At 54.5% G+C, this 19,356-nt stretch carries 18 protein-coding genes; 9 read left to right on the forward strand and 9 right to left on the reverse strand.

The window, feature by feature from the left end:
* The first annotated feature begins 56 nt into the window (after positions 1 to 56).
* The gene (locus AC6I9Z_RS05850) at positions 57 to 2,603 is read left to right on the forward strand and encodes a TonB-dependent receptor (protein WP_461454237.1); all 2,547 of its coding nucleotides are present in this window, start codon (positions 57 to 59) and stop codon (positions 2,601 to 2,603) included.
* Positions 2,604 to 2,620: 17 nt separating this feature from the next.
* On the opposite strand, the gene AC6I9Z_RS05855 is transcribed toward AC6I9Z_RS05850, so the two are convergent.
* From AC6I9Z_RS05855 to AC6I9Z_RS05890, 8 genes are all read right to left on the reverse strand, one after another.
* Positions 2,621 to 3,556 carry an SDR family oxidoreductase gene (locus AC6I9Z_RS05855; RefSeq protein WP_461454239.1) on the reverse strand — a complete coding sequence of 312 codons (936 nt, stop codon included), beginning with the start codon at positions 3,554 to 3,556 and terminating at the stop codon, positions 2,621 to 2,623.
* 44 nt (positions 3,557 to 3,600) lie between these two features.
* Positions 3,601 to 5,220 (reverse strand): FAD-dependent oxidoreductase, encoded by a 1,620-nt coding sequence (locus tag AC6I9Z_RS05860; RefSeq protein ID WP_461454241.1) that lies wholly within the window; start codon positions 5,218 to 5,220, stop codon positions 3,601 to 3,603.
* 97 nt (positions 5,221 to 5,317) lie between these two features.
* On the reverse strand, positions 5,318 to 6,493 hold the full coding sequence (locus tag AC6I9Z_RS05865; protein ID WP_461454243.1) for a CaiB/BaiF CoA transferase family protein: 1,176 nt from the start codon (positions 6,491 to 6,493) through the stop codon (positions 5,318 to 5,320).
* A complete protein-coding gene (locus AC6I9Z_RS05870; protein WP_461454245.1) occupies positions 6,490 to 7,422 on the reverse strand; it encodes a hydroxymethylglutaryl-CoA lyase in 933 nt (310 codons plus the stop codon). Before AC6I9Z_RS05870 ends, AC6I9Z_RS05865 begins: the two co-directional genes overlap by 4 nt.
* Positions 7,419 to 8,036 (reverse strand): 3-isopropylmalate dehydratase small subunit, encoded by a 618-nt coding sequence (gene leuD, locus AC6I9Z_RS05875; protein ID WP_461454247.1) that lies wholly within the window; start codon positions 8,034 to 8,036, stop codon positions 7,419 to 7,421. The genes AC6I9Z_RS05870 and leuD overlap by 4 nt, the downstream gene beginning before the upstream one ends.
* Positions 8,036 to 9,415, reverse strand: coding sequence for a 3-isopropylmalate dehydratase large subunit (locus AC6I9Z_RS05880; RefSeq protein ID WP_461456862.1), 1,380 nt, complete (start codon positions 9,413 to 9,415; stop codon positions 8,036 to 8,038). The genes leuD and AC6I9Z_RS05880 overlap by 1 nt, the downstream gene beginning before the upstream one ends.
* On the reverse strand, positions 9,408 to 9,908 hold the full coding sequence (locus AC6I9Z_RS05885) for a DUF3598 domain-containing protein (protein ID WP_461454249.1): 501 nt from the start codon (positions 9,906 to 9,908) through the stop codon (positions 9,408 to 9,410). Before AC6I9Z_RS05885 ends, AC6I9Z_RS05880 begins: the two co-directional genes overlap by 8 nt.
* On the reverse strand, positions 9,908 to 11,287 hold the full coding sequence (locus AC6I9Z_RS05890) for an alpha/beta hydrolase (protein WP_461454251.1): 1,380 nt from the start codon (positions 11,285 to 11,287) through the stop codon (positions 9,908 to 9,910). The genes AC6I9Z_RS05885 and AC6I9Z_RS05890 overlap by 1 nt, the downstream gene beginning before the upstream one ends.
* A gap of 89 nt (positions 11,288 to 11,376) precedes the next feature.
* Between AC6I9Z_RS05890 and AC6I9Z_RS05895 the strand changes: the two genes are divergently transcribed.
* The 7 genes from AC6I9Z_RS05895 to AC6I9Z_RS05925 are packed head-to-tail and all read left to right on the forward strand — an operon-like array spanning position 11,377 to position 17,784.
* Positions 11,377 to 12,057, forward strand: a complete 681-nt coding sequence (locus AC6I9Z_RS05895) for an isochorismatase family protein (RefSeq protein WP_461454253.1) — start codon at positions 11,377 to 11,379, stop codon at positions 12,055 to 12,057.
* Positions 12,057 to 12,950: a polysaccharide deacetylase family protein gene (locus tag AC6I9Z_RS05900; RefSeq protein WP_461454255.1), complete on the forward strand. Its 894-nt coding sequence runs from the start codon at positions 12,057 to 12,059 to the stop codon at positions 12,948 to 12,950. Before AC6I9Z_RS05895 ends, AC6I9Z_RS05900 begins: the two co-directional genes overlap by 1 nt.
* Positions 12,947 to 13,870, forward strand: a complete 924-nt coding sequence (locus AC6I9Z_RS05905; protein WP_461454257.1) for a polysaccharide deacetylase family protein — start codon at positions 12,947 to 12,949, stop codon at positions 13,868 to 13,870. The genes AC6I9Z_RS05900 and AC6I9Z_RS05905 overlap by 4 nt, the downstream gene beginning before the upstream one ends.
* A complete protein-coding gene (locus AC6I9Z_RS05910) occupies positions 13,867 to 15,288 on the forward strand; it encodes an aldehyde dehydrogenase family protein (protein WP_461454259.1) in 1,422 nt (473 codons plus the stop codon). Before AC6I9Z_RS05905 ends, AC6I9Z_RS05910 begins: the two co-directional genes overlap by 4 nt.
* Positions 15,288 to 16,475 (forward strand): class I SAM-dependent methyltransferase, encoded by a 1,188-nt coding sequence (locus tag AC6I9Z_RS05915; protein ID WP_461454261.1) that lies wholly within the window; start codon positions 15,288 to 15,290, stop codon positions 16,473 to 16,475. Before AC6I9Z_RS05910 ends, AC6I9Z_RS05915 begins: the two co-directional genes overlap by 1 nt.
* Complete coding sequence (locus tag AC6I9Z_RS05920; protein WP_461454263.1) at positions 16,463 to 16,768, forward strand: hypothetical protein; 306 nt, start codon at positions 16,463 to 16,465, stop codon at positions 16,766 to 16,768. Before AC6I9Z_RS05915 ends, AC6I9Z_RS05920 begins: the two co-directional genes overlap by 13 nt.
* Positions 16,765 to 17,784 (forward strand): zinc-dependent alcohol dehydrogenase family protein, encoded by a 1,020-nt coding sequence (locus AC6I9Z_RS05925; RefSeq protein WP_461454265.1) that lies wholly within the window; start codon positions 16,765 to 16,767, stop codon positions 17,782 to 17,784. Before AC6I9Z_RS05920 ends, AC6I9Z_RS05925 begins: the two co-directional genes overlap by 4 nt.
* Here the strand turns inward: AC6I9Z_RS05925 and AC6I9Z_RS05930 are convergent.
* Positions 17,774 to 18,502, reverse strand: a complete 729-nt coding sequence (locus AC6I9Z_RS05930) for a hypothetical protein (protein ID WP_461454267.1) — start codon at positions 18,500 to 18,502, stop codon at positions 17,774 to 17,776. The genes AC6I9Z_RS05925 and AC6I9Z_RS05930 overlap by 11 nt on opposite strands.
* Positions 18,503 to 18,610: 108 nt before the next feature.
* Between AC6I9Z_RS05930 and AC6I9Z_RS05935 the strand changes: the two genes are divergently transcribed.
* Positions 18,611 to 19,303, forward strand: a complete 693-nt coding sequence (locus AC6I9Z_RS05935) for a hypothetical protein (RefSeq protein WP_461454269.1) — start codon at positions 18,611 to 18,613, stop codon at positions 19,301 to 19,303.
* The last annotated feature ends 53 nt before the right edge of the window (positions 19,304 to 19,356 follow it).

Below are 19,356 nucleotides of genomic sequence, written 5' to 3' on the forward strand. Positions count from 1 at the left end.
TCAAAATGACGGGCCAAAAGGCCTGCATCTCATTCCATTCAGGGAAGGAAAGTAAAATGCGTCGCTTCAAAACAGCTCTTTCACTATCGGCGGGTGTCGCTGCTCTCGTAAGTTTCAATCCGGCCATTGCTCAATCGACCGGCGATCAGGAAGCTGGTGAAGCAGATAGCGGCAATGTTATTATCGTCACTGCGCGGCGACAGGACGAATTGCTTGCCGAAGTACCCGCATCGATTACCGTTTTTACGGCCGAAACGCTTGAACGCACTGGTATAGAACAGGCGGACGAGTTTGTGCAGCTGACCGCCGGTGTCACTATCGTTAGCGGTACGGCCGAAGCCGGCGATACACAGATCAACATTCGCGGCATAAACGGCGCGCGGGATGCGGAAAGCTCTGTTGCTTTGGTGGTGGATGGCATCCTTAAAACCAACACCGCCCAATTGAATCAGGATCAGGGTACATTACGCCAGATTGAAATTTTGAAGGGCCCGCAAGGCGCGCTTTATGGCCGGAATGCTGCGGCTGGCGCAATTGTTATTCAAACACTGAAACCAGGCGATGAACTGGAAGGCGGCGTAAGGTTAAGTGCAGCCGAAGATAATACATACAAGGCATCAGCTTATATATCTGCTCCTGTAGGCGATACCGCCGGTTTTGTTTTATCGGGTTCATACAACACGACAGATGGCTTCTACAGAAACAGCTTTTTGAACAATCGAAAGGTGGTTGATGACCAGGAGACATGGTCGATTGATGGACGGTTTGTGGCTGAGCTGGGCCCCGACACCGAAGTTGACGTAAAGGCTCGCTATGCGGATCTGTCCGGCGCGTCCATTAACTTTAACGCGGCCTTCCATTTGCCGAATTTCGCAGCGACCAATCCGGCGTTTTTTGAAGATGTGAACGATCACCCGTTTAACTATTATTCGAACATTCGTCCAACCAATGAACAGCAAACATTTGAAGCATCGGTTAAGCTGACCCATGAATTTGACTTTGCGACATTGACCGCATGGGCGCTTTATGCCGATGTCGATCAGGCTCTGACGGCCGATGGTACGTCTGCTGATTTTGCGCGTTATACTTTCCCGGGAGCCACGCAAGCTTCGGTGGATGCCTCTAATAACTGTTTCAGTTCTACAGCGGCATTGACCGGTTTTCCTGTCAACCAGCCGGGTTTCGTTGGTAATGTTCCGGTGCCGTTTATCTTTGACCCGGTCAATGGATCGACCTTCGGCCCCTATAGCCCAACGACTTGTGATGGCACGCAGTTCCAGATTCGTGAACAAACCGATATCAGTGCAGAAGTTCGGTTGGCGTCCAATGATGATGGCCCGCTCGGCTGGCAGATTGGTGGCTATTTTTTGAATATTGATCGTGATGTTGGGGTTAGCCTCGGTGCCGATCTGGGTCAGGGCGTAATCCGCGAACTGTTCAATGGACCGGACAGTAGCAATCCGACGTCTCAACTATTTGCCGATAACTTCAATACCAATGTTTATGCGGTCTTCGGTTCGCTGGACTATGAAGTATCGGATAATTTCGATGTCGGGCTGGCGCTGCGCTATGACATCGAAGACCGCGAGGTATCAAGTCAGGTGCCGTTGGCAACGGATCCAATTACCGGAACGCCGATCAATCCTGGTCAGGCCTTTGGCCCCATTCCCGATCAGTCAGAGACCTTCAAGCAACTGCAGCCCAAATTGTCGCTGCGCTATGGTCTGTCGGATGACATTAATTTTTATGCCAACTGGGGCATCGGTTTCAAATCCGGTGGTTTCAACAATCAAGGCTCTGCCGCGATTGTGGATCAGAATTTCAACCAGTTTATTGGCACCAATGTCTTGATCAACGACATTTTCCGCAAGGAAAAATCCAGTGCTTTCGAGGCTGGTTTCAAAGGTTCTCTTGCCAATGGTCGGATCACCTTCGATCTCGCCGGCTATTATACTGATGTCGATGACATGCAGTTTTTCGAGTTTTTCGTCGGCGGTTTCGGTCTTTTGCGGGTGGTTTCCAATATCGATGAAGTTGAACTTTACGGTTTGGAATTCAACGCAAATGCCGAAATCGTGGAAGGCTGGGACATTTTTGGCGCGGTCAACGTGACCGAGAGCGAAATCAAGGCCAATGCTTCGCGGCCCAACACGGTCGGGAATAAATCACCTTACACGGCTGATTACACGATCAATATCGGTACGCAGGTTGTTGCGCCAATTGCCAATGATTTTGATCTGGTGATGCGGGCAGACTATCGGATTACCGGACCCACCTGGTTCCACTCTGTTCAGGATGATACCAGTCCGACCTTGTTCAGCGGTTTGCTGCCGTTACCGGCAGATGCAAATTCGCCAAACAAACTGGTTTTACCAGCCTTTGTTGGTGATGCGGACTATTCGATTACCGAGCGGGAAGCCTTTGGTGTACTCGACCTGCGCTTTGGTCTGGAAGGGGATAACTGGAATGTCACCGCTTTTGCTGACAATCTGCTTAACCGCAAATATCTCAACGAGGTTATTCCGGCGATTGAATTTGGCGGATCATTTATCTCACCGGGTCAGCTCCGGCGCTTTGGTGTCGAGGTCGGGTATAAGTTCTAATCTCTGGCAATTACTGATTATCGGGCACCCGCCATTCGGATCGCAAGAGCCGGATCGGTTGGATCGCTCCAGTCCTGTCGCGCCGCCCATTCGGCAAGTGGCGTCGGCCGAGTTTTAAAATATTTGGCCATTTCCGCTGTATCTGCGATGAGCGGTGATATCGGCTGTTCATTATAGAAGCTGTAGAAGCTTGCCATACCGCTATAGATCGATTGGGGTTCGACAGTCGCCGATCCGGTGACCAACAAACTCATCGCGGATGCGAACTCATCTGGTGTCATGCTTTTGAATGTGATGGGTTTCCCGGCAGCCTCGCTGAGGATCGAAGCAACCTCATCCCCAACCAGAGCTTGCGGTCCGCCAACAGCATAACGTCCACTCGGCATATCATCATTTTGTAGTGCCTCGACCATGAAGGCAGCGACATCATCAAGGCAGATCCATGATATTTTCAGATCCGGTTTGGCAGGATAGGCAAATATCGAACTGTTGACGATGGAGGGTTTGTTCCAGCTGCGGATCATATTGTCCATGAAGACCTTGGTTTCGAAAATGGCATAGCTGACACCGCTATCGATAATTGCCTTTTCAATGGCCCGGCGACCGTCATGCGCAGGGTTGCCGTTATCTTCATCGGCCACATAACAGCTGGTGTTGAACACGATTTTCCGGACGCTGCTGGCTTTGGCTGCGGCTGCAATATTACGACCGAGCTCGGTTGCCTTTTCAAGATCAAATACAAAGGGCAGGTGCATGGCAATGGCATCCATGCCCTGCGCCGCCGCGACCATGGATTGCTCGTCATATAGATCGGCTTCTACGGTCTCGACATTGGCAAAGGGCGTATTGGCCAGTGCAGCTGTATTGCGCAGCGCTGCCACCGGATGCAGGCCTGCCGCAAGCAAACGTTCTAGCAAAGGATGGCCTTGGTCGCCGGTTGCGCCGATGGTCAATATTCTGATGGTTCTATCCTCTTCTCAAATTTCGTTGATTTTCTTTAGCTATTGATGCGCCGCGCGGCAGACCGGCCAGCGATATATCCGAAGGTCAAGGCAGGGCCGAGTGTTCCGCCTGCACCCGCATAGACCCCGCCGGTTGGACAGCTGATAACATTGCCTGCCGCGAACAGGCCTGGAATCGGCTCTCCTTGATGGTCAAGCACCTGCGCTGAACCATCGGTTTTCGCGCCGCCATTGGTGCCGAGTGTTCCCATGTGGATTTCCACCGCATAAAATGGGCCATTGGTGATTGGTCCTAATGTCGCCGATGCGCCTTCTCGTGAACGGTCACCGTAGAAGCGGTCATATGCGCTCTCGCCGCGGCCGAAATCTGGATCATGCCCCTTGATTGCATAAGCGTTGAAATGGGCGACCGTTTCTTCCAGCCGCTCGCCATCAATATCTATTGCATCGCCAAGACTTCCCAGATCATCTGCACTGGTTATCCAGTCTGGCACTGCATCCCCAGGCATGACCGAAGCCAGCGGGTAGCGGGACATATATTGCGAATCGAAAATCAGATAAGCGGGCAAATTTGGATATGAATAGGTCGCCGGATCAAATTGGTGAAAAGCCCCAGCCAGTGCAGAATAATTATTGGCTTCGTTGCAAAAGCGCTTCCCGGCACTGTTGACCAATATAGTGTGCGGAAGCGTTCTTTCGATCAGTACCGGCATGGAGCGCTGCTCGCCGCCCTCCCATTTTACTTCGGGGATTGAAAGGGTCGGTACCCACCAGGCACTGGTCATATTGCCAAGGCTTGCCCCGGCGGCCATGGCCATTTTCAGACCATCGCCCTGGTTGCCCGGCGGCGAGGCGGGTGCATCCAGCGGGCCGCGCAAAAAGGCCTGTTTCAGCTCTTCATTCCATTCAAAACCGCCGGTTGCCAGTATTACACCTTGTGATGCGTTGATGGTCAAATCGGCGTCGTCGCGGCGGACCTTGGCCCCGGCTACGCGGCCATTTTCGACAATCAAGCGGTGGCCATCAACATCCAGCAAGGGTTCAATCCCGCGATCAAGGCAGGCCTTTAACAGACGCCCGATCAAAGCCTGTCCCCAGCCGCGTAGATCTTCGCTTTCGCGCCGGGCCATTTCGGCTGGATCAACTTGTCCGGTACCGCCACCCAAAGGCGTTTCCCGCAGCATCATGCGCGGAGCGGGACCATGTTCAAAGACCTTGTCGGCCCAATCGCCGAGTGCGGAGAAGTCGAACAGATCATTATCGAGCGCGCGGCCGCCATCCGGTTTGGCCCCTGGCCGGTCGAGATAATAATCAGGATAGCCTTCCAGCAGGCTGAGTCTCGCCGCATCCAGATTTTCGAGAAAGCCTAATGCTTGTGGACCTTCCTCGACAAAGGCGGACAATACAGTGTCATCGATATCGCCCTGATCGAGAGAGCGGAAATAGGCGAGGGCGTCTTCGCGGCTATCTTCGATACCATGCACCTGCATTTGCCGGTTACCCGGTATCCAGACAATGCCACCCGATATTGCAGCGGTGCCGCCCAGTTTCGGCTGCTTTTCGATGACTGTGACGCTTGAACCGGCCTCATGCGCTGCCAGAGCAGCGCTCAGTCCAGCTGCACCGGCTCCGATGATCAGGACATCTGTGTTCATGGCGATAACTCTCCCTTGTTGATGAACAGGATAAGGGAGATTGTTCGGGCGGGACCACTGTTACTTTTGGGCCGGCAAATACTGGCCTGAGATTACGCTAGTCCACGGCACCGACTTCCCGCAGAGTTTTTATTTGTTCCGGACTCAAGCCGAGTTCCTCCAGAATCGCATCGCTATGCTGACCGATGGTCGAAAGATTGGCGGATGCAGATGGCCGCGCCCCGTCCATTTCAATCGGCAGCGATGGCAGCTTGGTTTGCTGGCCATTGGCTAGTGTGACGGGTTCGAGACCACCACTGGTATTGAGATGCGGATCGTCGAACATGTCCTCAGGGCGTGCGATTGGGGCGAAGGGCAAGCCGGTGCCTTCAAGCTTCGCGATCAACTCATCTCGGCCAAAGCCAGCGATCAATTCCCGAATTTGCGGCATGATCCGGTCGCGTGCGGCAACCCGGTTGTTATTCTCACGGATGCTTTCATCTGCCCACAGATCGTCAAGCGCAAACAGCTTGCAGAATTTCTCCCATAGGGCATCGGTGACCACACCAATGAAAATCGGTTCGTCCTTGGTCTGGAAAACATCATAAATAGCCCAGGCGGAGATGCGAGCAGGCATGGGGTCGGCGGCTTTACCGGTCACGGCCATTTGCGCCATATGCTGGCCGATCAGATATATGGTGGTTTCAAAGAGCGAGCTTTGGACCTTTTGCCCTTTGCCGGTGCGGTGCCTTTCCTCAACCGCTGCCAATATTGCAATCACGCCGAACATGCCGCCTGTAACATCGATCACGCTGGAACCAGCACGCAATGGCTGTCCGGGCGGACCAGTCATATAGGCAAGTCCCCCCATCATCTGGGCCACTTCATCGAGGGCCGTTCGGTTTTCATAGGGTCCGGGAAGGAATCCTTTTTCCGAGGCGTAGATCAACCGTTTGTTGGACTGGGCGAGCTCTTCATAGCCAAGTCCCAAACGATCCATTGCACCGGGACGGTAGTTTTCAACCAATATATCTGCGCCTTCAACAAGCTGGCGCGCTATACCAAGCCCTTCACGATCTTTCAGGTTAAGTGAGATACTCTGTTTATGGCGGTTATACATAGGGAAGTAGCCAGAACCGGAGCCTACCAGATTGCGAGTTCTATCGCCGCCAATCGGCTCGACGCGGATCACTTCCGCGCCCAACGAGGCCAGAATGGCGCCCACTGCAGGTCCCATGACCATATGGGTGAACTCGATAACTTTCAGGCCCGCTAGAGGTGTTGGCGCGCTCATGCTGCAGCCCTTTCAAATCCCAGAGGAAGGCCCGCATCCGGAGTAAAGCCATAAAGTGGCTCTTCGGGCAGGGACGCTGCAATAATTTCTCTTACTTTCAGCAGCTTATCCAGATTAATGCCGGTATCAATACCCATGGCCTCCAGCATGAAAACCAGGTCTTCCGTAACGATGTTGCCCGAGGCGCCCGGTGCGAAGGGGCAGCCGCCCAAGCCTCCTAGCGAAGCATCAAAGGTGGTAATACCTTCCTCTAATCCTGCCATGACATTCGCCAAGCCAAGTCCGCGAGTATTGTGGAGATGCAGCGTATTGAGCTTGTCGCTGCCAATCACACCCTTGATCTGGCGTACCATCCGTGTGACCTGCGCCGGATTGGCATAGCCGGTTGTGTCCGACAGGCCGACCTCGGCCACGCCCGCCTCCATCGCGGCTTCTGCGAGGCGCGCTACCTTGTCTTCGCTGACTGGCCCCTCGATGGTGCAACCAAAGGCAGTAGAGAGACCTACTTCAAAATGGGGACGCTGTCCTTCGGGCTGCGCAGCGACCAGATCGGCAATCGCTTTGATTTCGGCGAGCATTGCTGGATGATCTTTGCGCACGTTCTTGATGCTATGGGTTTCGGACATGGAAAAGGGGATCGACATTTTGTCGACGCCTGCTGCTATGGCTCTCTCCGCGCCTTTCAGATTGGGTATGAGCGTGACAACATCCAGATTGGGCAGGGTCTTCGCATAGGTCACAATTTCTGCGGTATCCGCCATTTGCGGTAGAAGGGATGGTGGTACGAAGCTTCCTACTTCAATCTCACTGACACCCGCCTCGGCCTCCGCTTTGATCCAGGCCTTTTTGGCTTCGGTCGGCATCACGGCATCAATGCTTTGCAGGCCATCGCGTGGTCCCACTTCGCTGATGGTTACAGACTTTGTCATTGTTTGGCTCCTAGGTAAATCCATGGTCGCGTTGCGCGGTCGGCCGTTTGCCATGCGGCAATGTCTTCGGCCATTTTCAAACTGAGGTCGATAGCATCCAATCCCTCCAGCAACATCGCTTTGGCTTCCTGATCAATCGGGAAAGACCAGTTCTGGTCTTCGCCAATGGTGATTTTCTGTGTGGCCAAGTTGATGGTAACAGGACAGTTCGCTTCTTCGATGATGGCTATCGCATCAGCATCCAAAACGGCTGGCAAGATACCGTTACGAACGCAGTTACCGGCAAAAATCGGTGCGAAGCTCGGGGCAATTACGGCCCGGAAACCATATTCGGCCAATGCCCAAACAGCATGCTCGCGGCTTGACCCGCAACCGAAATTCGCGCCGCCCAGGATGATCTGGCTATCGGCATAATCAGGATCATTGAGTACAAAACTTGGATCAGGATCGCGGCCACCGATCGCGGTATAGCGCCATCCGGCGAATAGCCCGTCAGCAAGTCCGGTCTTGCCGGTGCTTTTCATCTCGCGTGAGGGGATGATCTGGTCGGTGTCGACATTATCGCGGATCAACGGCATGGGCCGGGAGGTTAGGATGGAAAATGGTTCAGCCATCACAGCAGCTCCCGGACATCAGCAATGGCACCTGCCAGCGCACTGGCGACAACCGTTTCGGGACTGGCAATATGGGTTTTGACGCCAGGTCCCTGACGGCTTTCAAAATTACGGTTGGTGGTAGAGATAACCCGTGCACCTGATCGAAAACTCTCACCTCCTGCATAGAAGCACATCGAACAGCCACTTTCCCGCCATTCAAACCCGGCTTCGCGAAAAATTGCATCAATCCCTTCTGATTCAGCTTCGCGTTTGACGCGGGAGGAGCCGGGGACACAAATGGCTTGGACATGGTCAGCAATTCTCTTGCCCTTCAGTAGGGCGCTGGCTCGGCGCAGGTCGGACAAACGGCTATTAGTACAGCTGCCGATGAAAGCGGCATCTATTGGCGTGCCTTTAAGGCTCTGTCCTTTTTGTAACGCCATATATTCGAGCGGGCGCTCGTCCGCATTTTCGGGTACGGTACCGCCAATACCAACACTATGTTCCGGACTGGTACCCCAACTGACCGTTGGTGTAATCGCGCTGGCATCTATTTTAATTTCTGCATCAAAAGTAGCGTCCACATCGCTGATCAGCTTTTTCCAGCTTTCAACGGCTTGGTCCCATTCAGCTCCTTTTGGCACATAGCGACGACCCGTCAGATATTTGAAAGTCTTCCGATCAGGAGCGATGAACCCAGACATGGCGGAAAATTCCGTCGCCATGTTGCAGAGGGTCATCCGCCCTTCCATGTCGAGCGCGCGAACCGCGTCTCCGGCAAACTCCACTGCGTGTCCTTTGCCACCGGCCGCGCCATGGCTAGCGATCAATGTCATGATCATGTCCTTGGGCGTGACGCTTTTTGATAACGACCCGGAAAAACAGACCCGCATGGATTTTGGCTTGTTCAACCGCAATGTTCCCGTCGCCATCGCATGTTCCGCTTCCGACGATCCGATACCCCAGGCTAACGCGCCAAATGCGCCCTGTGTGCAGGTATGACTGTCGGGTGCCACCAAGGTACATCCCGGTAGCACGATACCCAGTTCCGGCGATATCACATGGACAATCCCCTGATCGGGATCGTTGACATCAAACAGGGTTATGCCAGCGGCTTTGGCAGCAGCTCTAGTTTCGGTGATGAAAGCCTGCCCGCCAGGCATAAGGGTTTGGTCTGTCCGGCCCCGCCGGGTGTCCACAATATGGTCTGTGACGGCAAAGACGCGTGCCGGATCGACCACGGTGCGTCCGGCCTCAGCCAATGAATTGAGCGCTGACGCACCGGTGCGCTCGTGCAGAAAGACACGGTCGATCGCCACAAGTGCGGCATTGCCGGGCAAGGCGGCGACCACATGGCTATCCCACAACTTGTCAAAGAGCGTCGATGGTTCAGGCAGAAACGGCCCCCATTTCTACATCAATAGAACGCCAGTCCTTTGTCACGAAAGTCTCCTGTATTGCCGTCCGCGTTTCCAACAGACCGTTGCGAATCCAATGCCACGTCCGGCAACGATTTTGGCCATCGTCGGAAATCTGGATCTGTTCATAAAGATAAAGTGATGGATCACCTTGCCGCTGCCAATATAACATCACGGTGCGGTTATATTCGTCCAGCGGTACTTCGGCGGCCCAACCCTTGATCAGCTCATTGTCCCACCAGACGCGTTTGTCGCGATATTCGGCCGGAAACTCGCGTATCTCGGTCTTCCCATCAGCCCATGTATAGTGGTTGGTCTGATGATAAGGCACATCGCCTTGGTCCGGGAATCGGCACAGCAGGCGGGATGCATGCTCATCAATTTTCTCATTCTGCGCGTTGAAATAGGTGTAGGTGCCGTCCCAAACGCCTTCATGGCGGGCCAAAAGCGGCATGTCTTCTCTGATTCCCATTAATCTTCCTTTTGTCTTGATTGGAGAGCGATATGATATTGCCTAGCGCTATGTCCGTTCATCAGCGCGAGATGATCGGTGGCCAGATTCTCTGGCTCGAGATGCTTTTCGTCGAAAGCAAGGGCGTGATCTGCATCGACCATGTACCAAGGCGCAAACATATGACGGGCGCGAACAATCTGCCAAGCCATATTGAGATAATTACCAAAACGGTCGGGCGACAAATCCGGATAGAGTCGATCCGGTTCACCATTGGGCAGGGAAGGATATAGGATTGTTTTAGTGTCGAGCGCATCAGCAATCGCATTTATAACGCCCTGCCACGCAGCCCAGCTGACAGGGACTGCGGCAGCCCAATTGTCCGATAGGCCATGGCCTGGTAGATCAATGGCGATCTGACCCGCGGGTTGATTGCCGGTCGCGGCATAGGAGGGGGCATGAAGAGCAAGTCTGTCCGCGCCCCGATCGCCTCGCCAGTGGATTAGGCCGTGAAAATCATCTATTCGAATTTCCACAAAACCTTCATCACCGGCATCAGGGAAGTTGTCGATTGTCACCGTATCTGTAGCCAGCAAATGGGACAGGCTGACCGCCTGATGTTCCTCTGGCGTCGTCACTTTTTGTGCTGCCCAACTGGCGGGCATATCACCCAACCGGTCGATATGCTCTTGCAGCGGATCGCCATCATAAGCGCTGATCAGGCAGGGTGGGACGTCTGCGTCAATGGCTGGAATATCACGAGGCGCGCGCAGCACCGCGCCATAGCCCGCCTGATAGGCATTGCCGGCGTCGAGCATCTCACGAACAATCGCATCAACGCGTTTCGGGTCATCATTGGCAACTGAAAGTCGGTGGGTATCATCGGTCGCAAACCATGGGAAAAACCAGCTTTGTTCGAGGATACGGCTCCACAGCCATGTTAGATGTTCGCCATAATCGGATGGATGGAATTCAGGCAGATAGCGATCACTGAACAGCGCCATTTCTTCGGGCGTCCAAATCGCATAGCCCCCAACGGCCAATGTGGTGATTCGAGTCGGATGGCGTTTGACCGCAGTGACCAAGATGATTCCGCCGGAATGAAAACCATAGGCAGCGCATCTTTCGATACCCAGTGCATCAAGAAATTCGATAGTCGCGTCCGCATATTCGGTGATTTCAGGATGGCCTGGCAGTGGATCAGACTGCCCAAAACCCGGCGTATCTGGCGCGATGCACGTGAAATGCTCTGACCATTTTTCCATCAATGCTTCATATTCTTTGGAGCTGCGCGGGCTTTGATGCACCATCAGCAACGGCGGACCTTTGCCCGCCTTGCGGTAATGGACGCGGCGTCTGTTGCTGCCGGTTGAAACATCGATAAAGTGTCGTGTGATCATAAGAACCTTTATTTGTCCGGACAAATTTGTCTCGACAAGTCTTTTTTGCAGATTATTGTCTTTTTATCGAATCCGGAGAGAAAAACCCAATGACATTAATTGGCACGAAAATGGTCCAGGATGGCCGTACTGCGCGCGAGATTTTTGAAGAAGTGATCGGCAATCCCGCTCGAAAGAAATTTGGCTTTGGTGAAAAACTTGCCATCGTCAATGTCGATGTGCAGCAGGCCTATACACGAACAGACATGTTCAAGACTGCCTACGAAACTGATCCGAAGCAGATCGACTATGTTAATCAGATTTCGGCTCTCGCACGGGCCAAAGACATGCCGGTCATCTGGAGCCGGGTGGCTTACAAGGGTGACGCCGGGGATGCCGGAGTCTGGGGCACACGAACAGATACCGAAGATTCGCTGCAGAATATCAAATATGACAGCGAGCGCCATTTGCTGGATCCGCTCTGTGATGTGAATGCCGACGATCTGCAATATACCAAACGTATGCCGAGCGCGTTTTTCGAAACGCCGCTGGCGAGCTATCTGACATGGCACAAAGTCGATACGGTGGTGGTCACCGGCGGCTCTACATCCGGTTGCGTGCGTGCCACGGCGGTAGACGCCCTAAGTCATGGATATCGTACAATCGTGCCGATCGAAACCTGTGCCGATAAACATGAAAGCTATCATTTTGCCAACCTTACTGACTTGCAGTTGAAATATGCAGATGTCGAACCGGTACAGGCCGTGATTGACTGGCTGGAGGCGCGCTAGTGTCTGAAGTACAAAAACCCGATCCGGGATTATATGACTATCTGCCCTATCGCGGTCGTTCGAAAATCGAATGGCCGGAGGACAAAACCTGCGCAGTCTGGGTCGCGCCCAATCTCGAATTTTATGAACTGGACCCGGCGGTCAATCCTCATCGTAAAAGCTGGGCAAAACCGCATCCCGATGTGGTGGGTTATAGCCATCGCGATCATGCAAACCGAGTGTCGCACTGGCGGATGGCGGAGATGATGACGAAACATGGCTTTCCGGGATCGGTGAGCTTGTCGGTAGCGCTGTGCGACCATATTCCCGAAGTGGTGGAGGATGCCAGCCAGCGAGGCTGGGAGTTTTTCAGCCACGGGATTTACAACACGCGCTACTCCTATGGAATGGACGAGGCGCAGGAACGCGCGATTATCGAGGATTCGATCGCGACTGTGGAGCGTGCGACGGGCCAAAGGATCAGAGGCTGGCTGGCTCCGGCATTGACCCACACGCCGCGCACGCTCGATCTGTTGGCGGAATATGGCATGGATTATACCTGCGACCTGTATCATGATGACCAGCCGACGGATGTGAAGGTAAAGTCCGGCCAGTTGACCGCAATTCCCTATAGCCTTGAGGTCAACGATCATTATGGCTTCTTCATCTACAATATGTCGCCGCGGGAATATGCCGATACGCTGATCCGGCAATATGACCGGTTGGCGGAAGAAGGCGCGCAATCGGGAACTGTGATGTGCATACCGTTGCACAGTTATCTGATTGGGCAACCCCACCGCATTGGACCATTTGAGGCCGTGCTCGAGCATATCGCCGCTGATGGCCGGGCATGGATTACCAAGGCTGGTGATATTGTTGATGTCTTCCGGAGACAGATGGGAGGCGCATCATGAGCCTCGATCCAAGCTATCTCGAATATCCGAAGCGTGGTCGCGGTATGGACCACGACTATTATCCCTATGGCAGCTTGTTTGATCGCAAACCGGTGCAATGGCCCGATGACAAAAAACTCCTTATCTGGCCGGTAATCAGCCTCGAATATTTTCCGATGGTGCCGAAGGATAACCCTTTTCGTGCGCCAGGCCATATGCAAACCGCTTACCCAGATTATCGCCACTACACGGCGCGTGAATATGGCACCCGGATCGGGATTTACCGGTTGCTTGGCGCGTTTGAAAAGGTGGGAATAAAAGTCTCAGTAGCGACTAACGGCGTAGTAGCCGAACGCTATCCGCAGTTGATCGAGGATATCATCTCCGGAGGTCATGAGATCATCGCGCATAGCACGGACATGAATGGTACAATTGCGAGCGGTATGGATGAAGCGGATGAGAAAGCGCTGATCGACGGGGCGCTGTCAACGCTGGAAAAAGCAACCGGAAAGCGGCCGCGCGGATGGCTGTCGATAGCGCGTTCGCAGAGCTTCAATACCGCAAAGCTCCTCGTAGAAGCAGGCGTTGAATATATGTGTGACTGGGCCAATGACGAATTGCCTTATAAGTTTCAGACAGACGCAGGGCCGATTACCAATATCCCGCTCAATCATGAACTTTCGGACCGCCAGATTATCAATGTCCAGCAGCACTCGGTCGACAGCTATGCTCAGCAGATGCGCGATGCTGCAGACTGGTTGCTGGCCGAAACCGACCAACATGGCAGTCGGATGCTCCCGATGCATTTGACGCCCTATATCATGGGTTTACCCTATCGGATCGGCAGCTTTGAAGGGCTAATCGCGGATTTGGCCAAGCGCGAGGATGTCAGGTTTGCAAGAGGCGATGTGATACTCGACAGCTGGAAGGCACAGCAATGAAGATACGCAATCCGCGCACGGGCGAAGCGGACTACAAGATCGCTCCTTTAAGCCGTAACGCGGTTGTGGATGAAGCCAAGCGACTGCGCAGTGCTCAGGTTGCCTGGGCCTCAAAAACACCGGAAGAGCGCGGTGCAGTCTTACTACAATGGGCCGATGCGATAGAAGCTGATCTCGGTGCCATCATCCCGGCGCTTACAGCCGATACGGGACGCGGCGGGATTTCAAAAATTGAGGCAGCAGGAGTGCCGGGGCAAATACGACGCTGGGCGACCATAGCGCCGCAGCTCATTTCCCAAGGTCAATCGACTGATCAGCCGACTTCGGTACCGACGATCACTACCTCGACACATTTGGTTCCCTATCAACTCGTCGGTGTGATCAGCCCGTGGAATTTCCCCATGACACTCGCTTTGATCGACGCGATACCGGCGCTGATGGCGGGATCAGCAGTGCTGATAAAACCGTCGGAGGTAACGCCACGATTCATCAATTCCTTGATGGAAACAGTACGCGAAATCCCTGAACTTGCAGCGATTCTTTCGATCGTCGAAGGTGATGGCGCGACGGGTTCAGCTATGGTCGATCACGTGGATTATATTTGCTTCACTGGATCGGTTACCACCGGGCGTAAGGTCGGAGAAGCGGCAGCAAAAGCCTTTATTCCGGCTAGTCTGGAACTGGGCGGGAAGGACCCGATGATCGTGCTGGCGGGCGCAGACCCGGAGACCGCGGCGGCGACGGCGCTGAGGGCCAGTATCGTCAATACCGGGCAGGCCTGCCAGTCGATCGAGCGGGTCTATGTGGCGCGGGACATTGCCGAGCCGTTCCTCGCCAGTTTGACGGCGCTGGCAGAGGCGGTGGAGCTGAACTATCCCGATATCAACCACGGCCATATCGGCCCGTTTATCTTTGAAAAACAAGCAGAAACTGCCCAAAATCAGATTGACGATGCGGTCAGCAGGGGCGCGAAACTGCTTACTGGCGGTACAGTCGAAAATCTCGGCGGCGGGCTCTATCTCAGGCCCACGATACTCACCGATGTCCCGCCAGACTCAGACATTATCCGCGAGGAAAATTTCGGACCCGTCATCCCGGTCGTGGTCTATGATCAGATTGAAGAGGCGATTGCACAGGCGAATGATAGTATCTTCGGATTGTCCGCTGCGGTTGTTGGCGGATCGGTTACAGAGGCGGAACAGATTGCCACCCGTCTGGAGGCGGGAGCGGTGTCGATCAATGACGGCTCGCTGACATCGATGGTCTGGGAAGCGGAAAAGTCGAGCTTTGGCTATTCCGGTCTCGGAGCATCGCGAATGGGTGCCAGCGGACTGATGCGCTTTTTCCGCAAGCAGGTGCTGATCCGGCAATCGGGCGACGCGGCGCGAATAGAGGCTTTTGCAGAGGAGAATTTCTGATGGGCGTGGAATTGCAGCATCCAATGAAACCGGAACTGACGGCGGGAGAGGCCGCGCGCGGACGCTTTGTATCGGGCATCCGGGCGTTCATCCTCAATGATCTCGCCGGCGATATGCGCACCGCCTATGACAAGCGTGCTGCTCCGGCCTTTGCCCGGGAGACGGGCCGCGCTCCCGAAACCAGCAACGAAGCGCATCAGGCGCTGCGCGGTGATCCGGCTTTCAACATCTATTCGGCGATGCGGGTGCAGGCGCAGAAAATGGTCTGGCAGGCGTCGGGCGCTGTCGTTGCGCGTGATCTCGAGCGGATGGAAGCGGAAGCGGCCAAAGTCGCGGACCAGCCCGGTTCTGTAAAACTCGACCCCGATCTCGATATCCCGCGCAATGTCGATGCGATTGAAGTGCACCTGATGCCCGGCAGCTATACGCGCGGCGGAGAGTCGCTCGAAGCCGGCGCGGTCTATGATCAGGGCTTGGCGGTATTTTCCATGGGGCTGATGGGGGCCAATCTCGACGATATCGGCCTGTCCATGGCCGCTTATGTAAAAGGCAAGTTCCCGGACTTTCAGCCTCAGAGCATTCTCGATACGGGCTGCACCATCGGCCACAATACCCTGCCATGGAAACAGACTTATCCCGAAGCCAAGGTAGAAGCGATTGACGCGGCGGCTGGCGGCCTGCGCTATGCATCGGCGCGCGCTAAGATGCAGGGGCAGGAGGTCAGTTTCGCGCAAATGTCCGCCGATGCGCTGGACTATCCCGACGCCAGTTTCGACCTCGTCTTTTCCTCCATGTTCCTGCATGAGCTGTCAAAAAAAGCGCGCGCGGCGGCATTTAAAGAAGCCTATCGGGTGCTGAAACCCGGCGGTTTGCTACTCCATATGGAATTACCGCCCAATGACCAGATGAATGCCTTTGACGGCTTTTATCTGGACTGGGACAGCTGGTATAATTCCGAACCCTTTTACAAAGGCTATCGCGACGAAAGCCCGCCGGAATTGTGCAAGGCCGGGGGCTTTGGCACAGAGGATTATTTCCAGTTCGTCGTGCCCAGCATCGGTATCTATGGCGAGGAAGCCGTGGCGCAAGCAATTGCGGACGAAAATGCCAATGCCGTCGACAGCGAAACTACCGGACGACTGGCCGAGGGCATCATGTGGTTCGGTTTCGGAGCATGGAAACGGTGAGCGGCGAAGCGATGAGCTCTGAAACCGATAGCCCCGGTCCGGTTTTCAAACCGGATGACACGCCGAAAGATATTTACGGGCCAGATGGCAAGCCACAGTTTTTCGATGATCCCGGCATGGACCGCTTTGTCGCTGTCGTGATGAATATGGCACAGGAAATGTGGGTGCAGGAAGAAAGACTGATGGCGCTCGAAGGCCTGCAAGCCTCTGACGCGGAGCGTGAAGCAAAGCTGAAAATATTTATCGACCGTATTTTTGCGCCGCTGCGCGAACAAGGGAGTGACGACATATGAAAGCATGGCAAATCGGATCCAGGATCGGCATTGGCGGACTGCAGCTGACTGACCATCCCGAACCGGAACCAGGCCCTGATGAAATAGTGGTCAAGGTTTCGGCGGCGGGTCTCAACTATCGCGATCTGATGGTGTTGCGCGGCGACTATGGCACGGATTTGCCCGAAGATCGCGTGCCTCTGTCTGACGGCGTTGGCGTGATTGAAGCCGTAGGTGCTGATGTCACCGGACTGGACGTGGGTACACGCGTGATGGCACCGCATTTTGCCACTTGGCTCGATGGTGCCTATAGCTTTGCCGTCTTTGCCAGAGACCTTGGTGTTACCGCCAATGGCTGGCTGGCCGAGAAAATCATAATTCCTGCCAATGCTGCCGTCGTCGTGCCTGAAAATGTGAGCGACAATAGCGCTGCTACTTTTTCGGTTGTTGGCAGTACGGTCTGGCACGCGATGATGGCTTTTGGTGAGGCCAAACCGGGCGATCTTGTATTGGCTCAGGGAACCGGGGGTGTGTCCATATTCGCGCTACAACTGGCCAAGGCCATGGGTATGGATTTCGCGATCACCTCGTCCAGTGATGAAAAACTTGCGCGCGCCAGGGAAATGGGCGCGGATTACGGCATCAACTATCGCGATCAGCCAGATTGGGGCGCTGCCTTGCTGGAAGCCACAGGCGGCCGGGGTGCCGATGTGGTTGTTGATACATTGGGTTTCCCGGCAATGGGCGAGACTGTTGCGGCATGCGCCGTCAATGCGCGCATCGGGTCTCTAGGCGCGCTTTCCGGAACACCGCAAGATCAATCCAGCGCCAGTCAGGGCGCTTTGATTGGCAAGAATATCGCAATCAAGGGCATCGCGTCCGGCAATCGAGAGATGCTGCAACGGGCGCTGGATGTGGTGGCGCAAAATGGGATCGAGCTGTTGGTCGAAAGTGTTTTCGACTTTGACGATGCAGCTGCGGCTTACACGCATCTTGAAAGCGGCAGTCATATGGGCAAGGTGATGATTACCGTTTGAGCTCCACCAGCTCATACCAGGTCATCATATAGCCACCAACGCCGCCTTGCACGAAAATGCCGTCGTCATCATCGGTGATCCACACGTCGTAAGCGGGATGCTCGCCCGCCATGCCGCCGGTACCTGGCACGATGCTGGCATCATCCACAAATTGCAGATGTTTGCACTGGAAGGTGCCGGCAGGCACGGTGACTTCTTCTGTACCGATATAGACAGCGCCGATCTTGACCTGTGCAATTTGCGGCGGCGTTGCACCGCGATGATCGGGTGAGGGCAGATAGCAATTGAGCAGGCGCTTGGTTTCCTTGTCCCAGTCCTTGGTCGACAGCATATAGCCGTCGGAAACAATGGGGTGCGTACCGAAACCGTCGAGCGGCAATTCCGCAGCAACCCTTTGCGACAGCCGCCCGATCGAGGGGCCATAGGATTCCATTTCGACATGGGTGCCGTCAAACCGCATCCAGCCTGAACCCATAAATTCATCACCGACCGTCAGCCGGACGTGGCAGTCCATCGGTTGCTTATGCTCGTCCATCGCGTAGATGATATCGCGCATCACCGTGGGTTCGGGTTCGTAAATTTCGCAATGCGCCCGCATGGTCACTTTGCCATCGCTATGATGGGTAAACATGAAGGTTTCGAACCCGCGGTTTTGCCCCTCCATTTCCGGTTTGCGTGACGTATATTCCAGACGGCCTTCGATAATGCGGTGTTTCATCCCATTCTCCTTGTCTTTCTTCATGCCAGTGCATTTTTCTCTTGCCAAGAGGAATTTGTCCGGACAAATTGCGGATAGCTATTTACGCGGTCTGGGAGAACGTTGGTAATGGAATTTCTCACAACAAATGAACTGAGCATATTGCGCTGGATTCACATATTGGCGATGGTTTACTGGCTGGGCGGCGAATGGGGTGTTTTCCAGACCAGCTATAATGTTACGAACCGCAACCTGTCGCTGGAAGAGCGGCGGCGGCATATGGAAACGGCCTATCGGATCGACATATTGGCGCGCACCGGCATTGTCCTGTTGCTTCCGCTAGGGCTGCATATGGGCAAGCTATACGGTTTTGTGCCCTTTCTGGATGGCGCTGGCATCTGGTGGATGTGGCTATTTTTCGCGATCTGGCTGGCCATGACCTGGACTGCTTTCATCAAGCGCGAGACCGATATCGGTGTCAAGGTGACCAAGACTGAAGAGATGCTCCGCTATCCGCTTATCGCGGTCTTGTTCATTGTCGCCTTCATGGCTTTTCAAGGCTCCGGCCCGGTTATCTCGGGTGAGGGCAATCACTGGTATCCGGCCAAAATCGGCCTTTATGCCTTTGCGCTATGTATTGGCCTGTTCCTGCGAGTTGTCATGCGTCGCTGGACGGTGCGGTTTCGCAAACTCGCCGAAGGACCCGATGCAGCGGAAGAGGCCGCGCTCGAACGGGAAATCGGGCAAGCGAGAATTGCCGCTTATATCTATTGGATCACAATTGCCGGCGTCTGTTTCCTGGGAGCGGTCAAACCGTTCTGACGACCCAGTTCCTCAGAAAAAGCCTGTCCAACATCGCTGTTGGGCAGGCTTTT

Source organism: Parasphingorhabdus sp. (genome assembly GCF_059726685.1).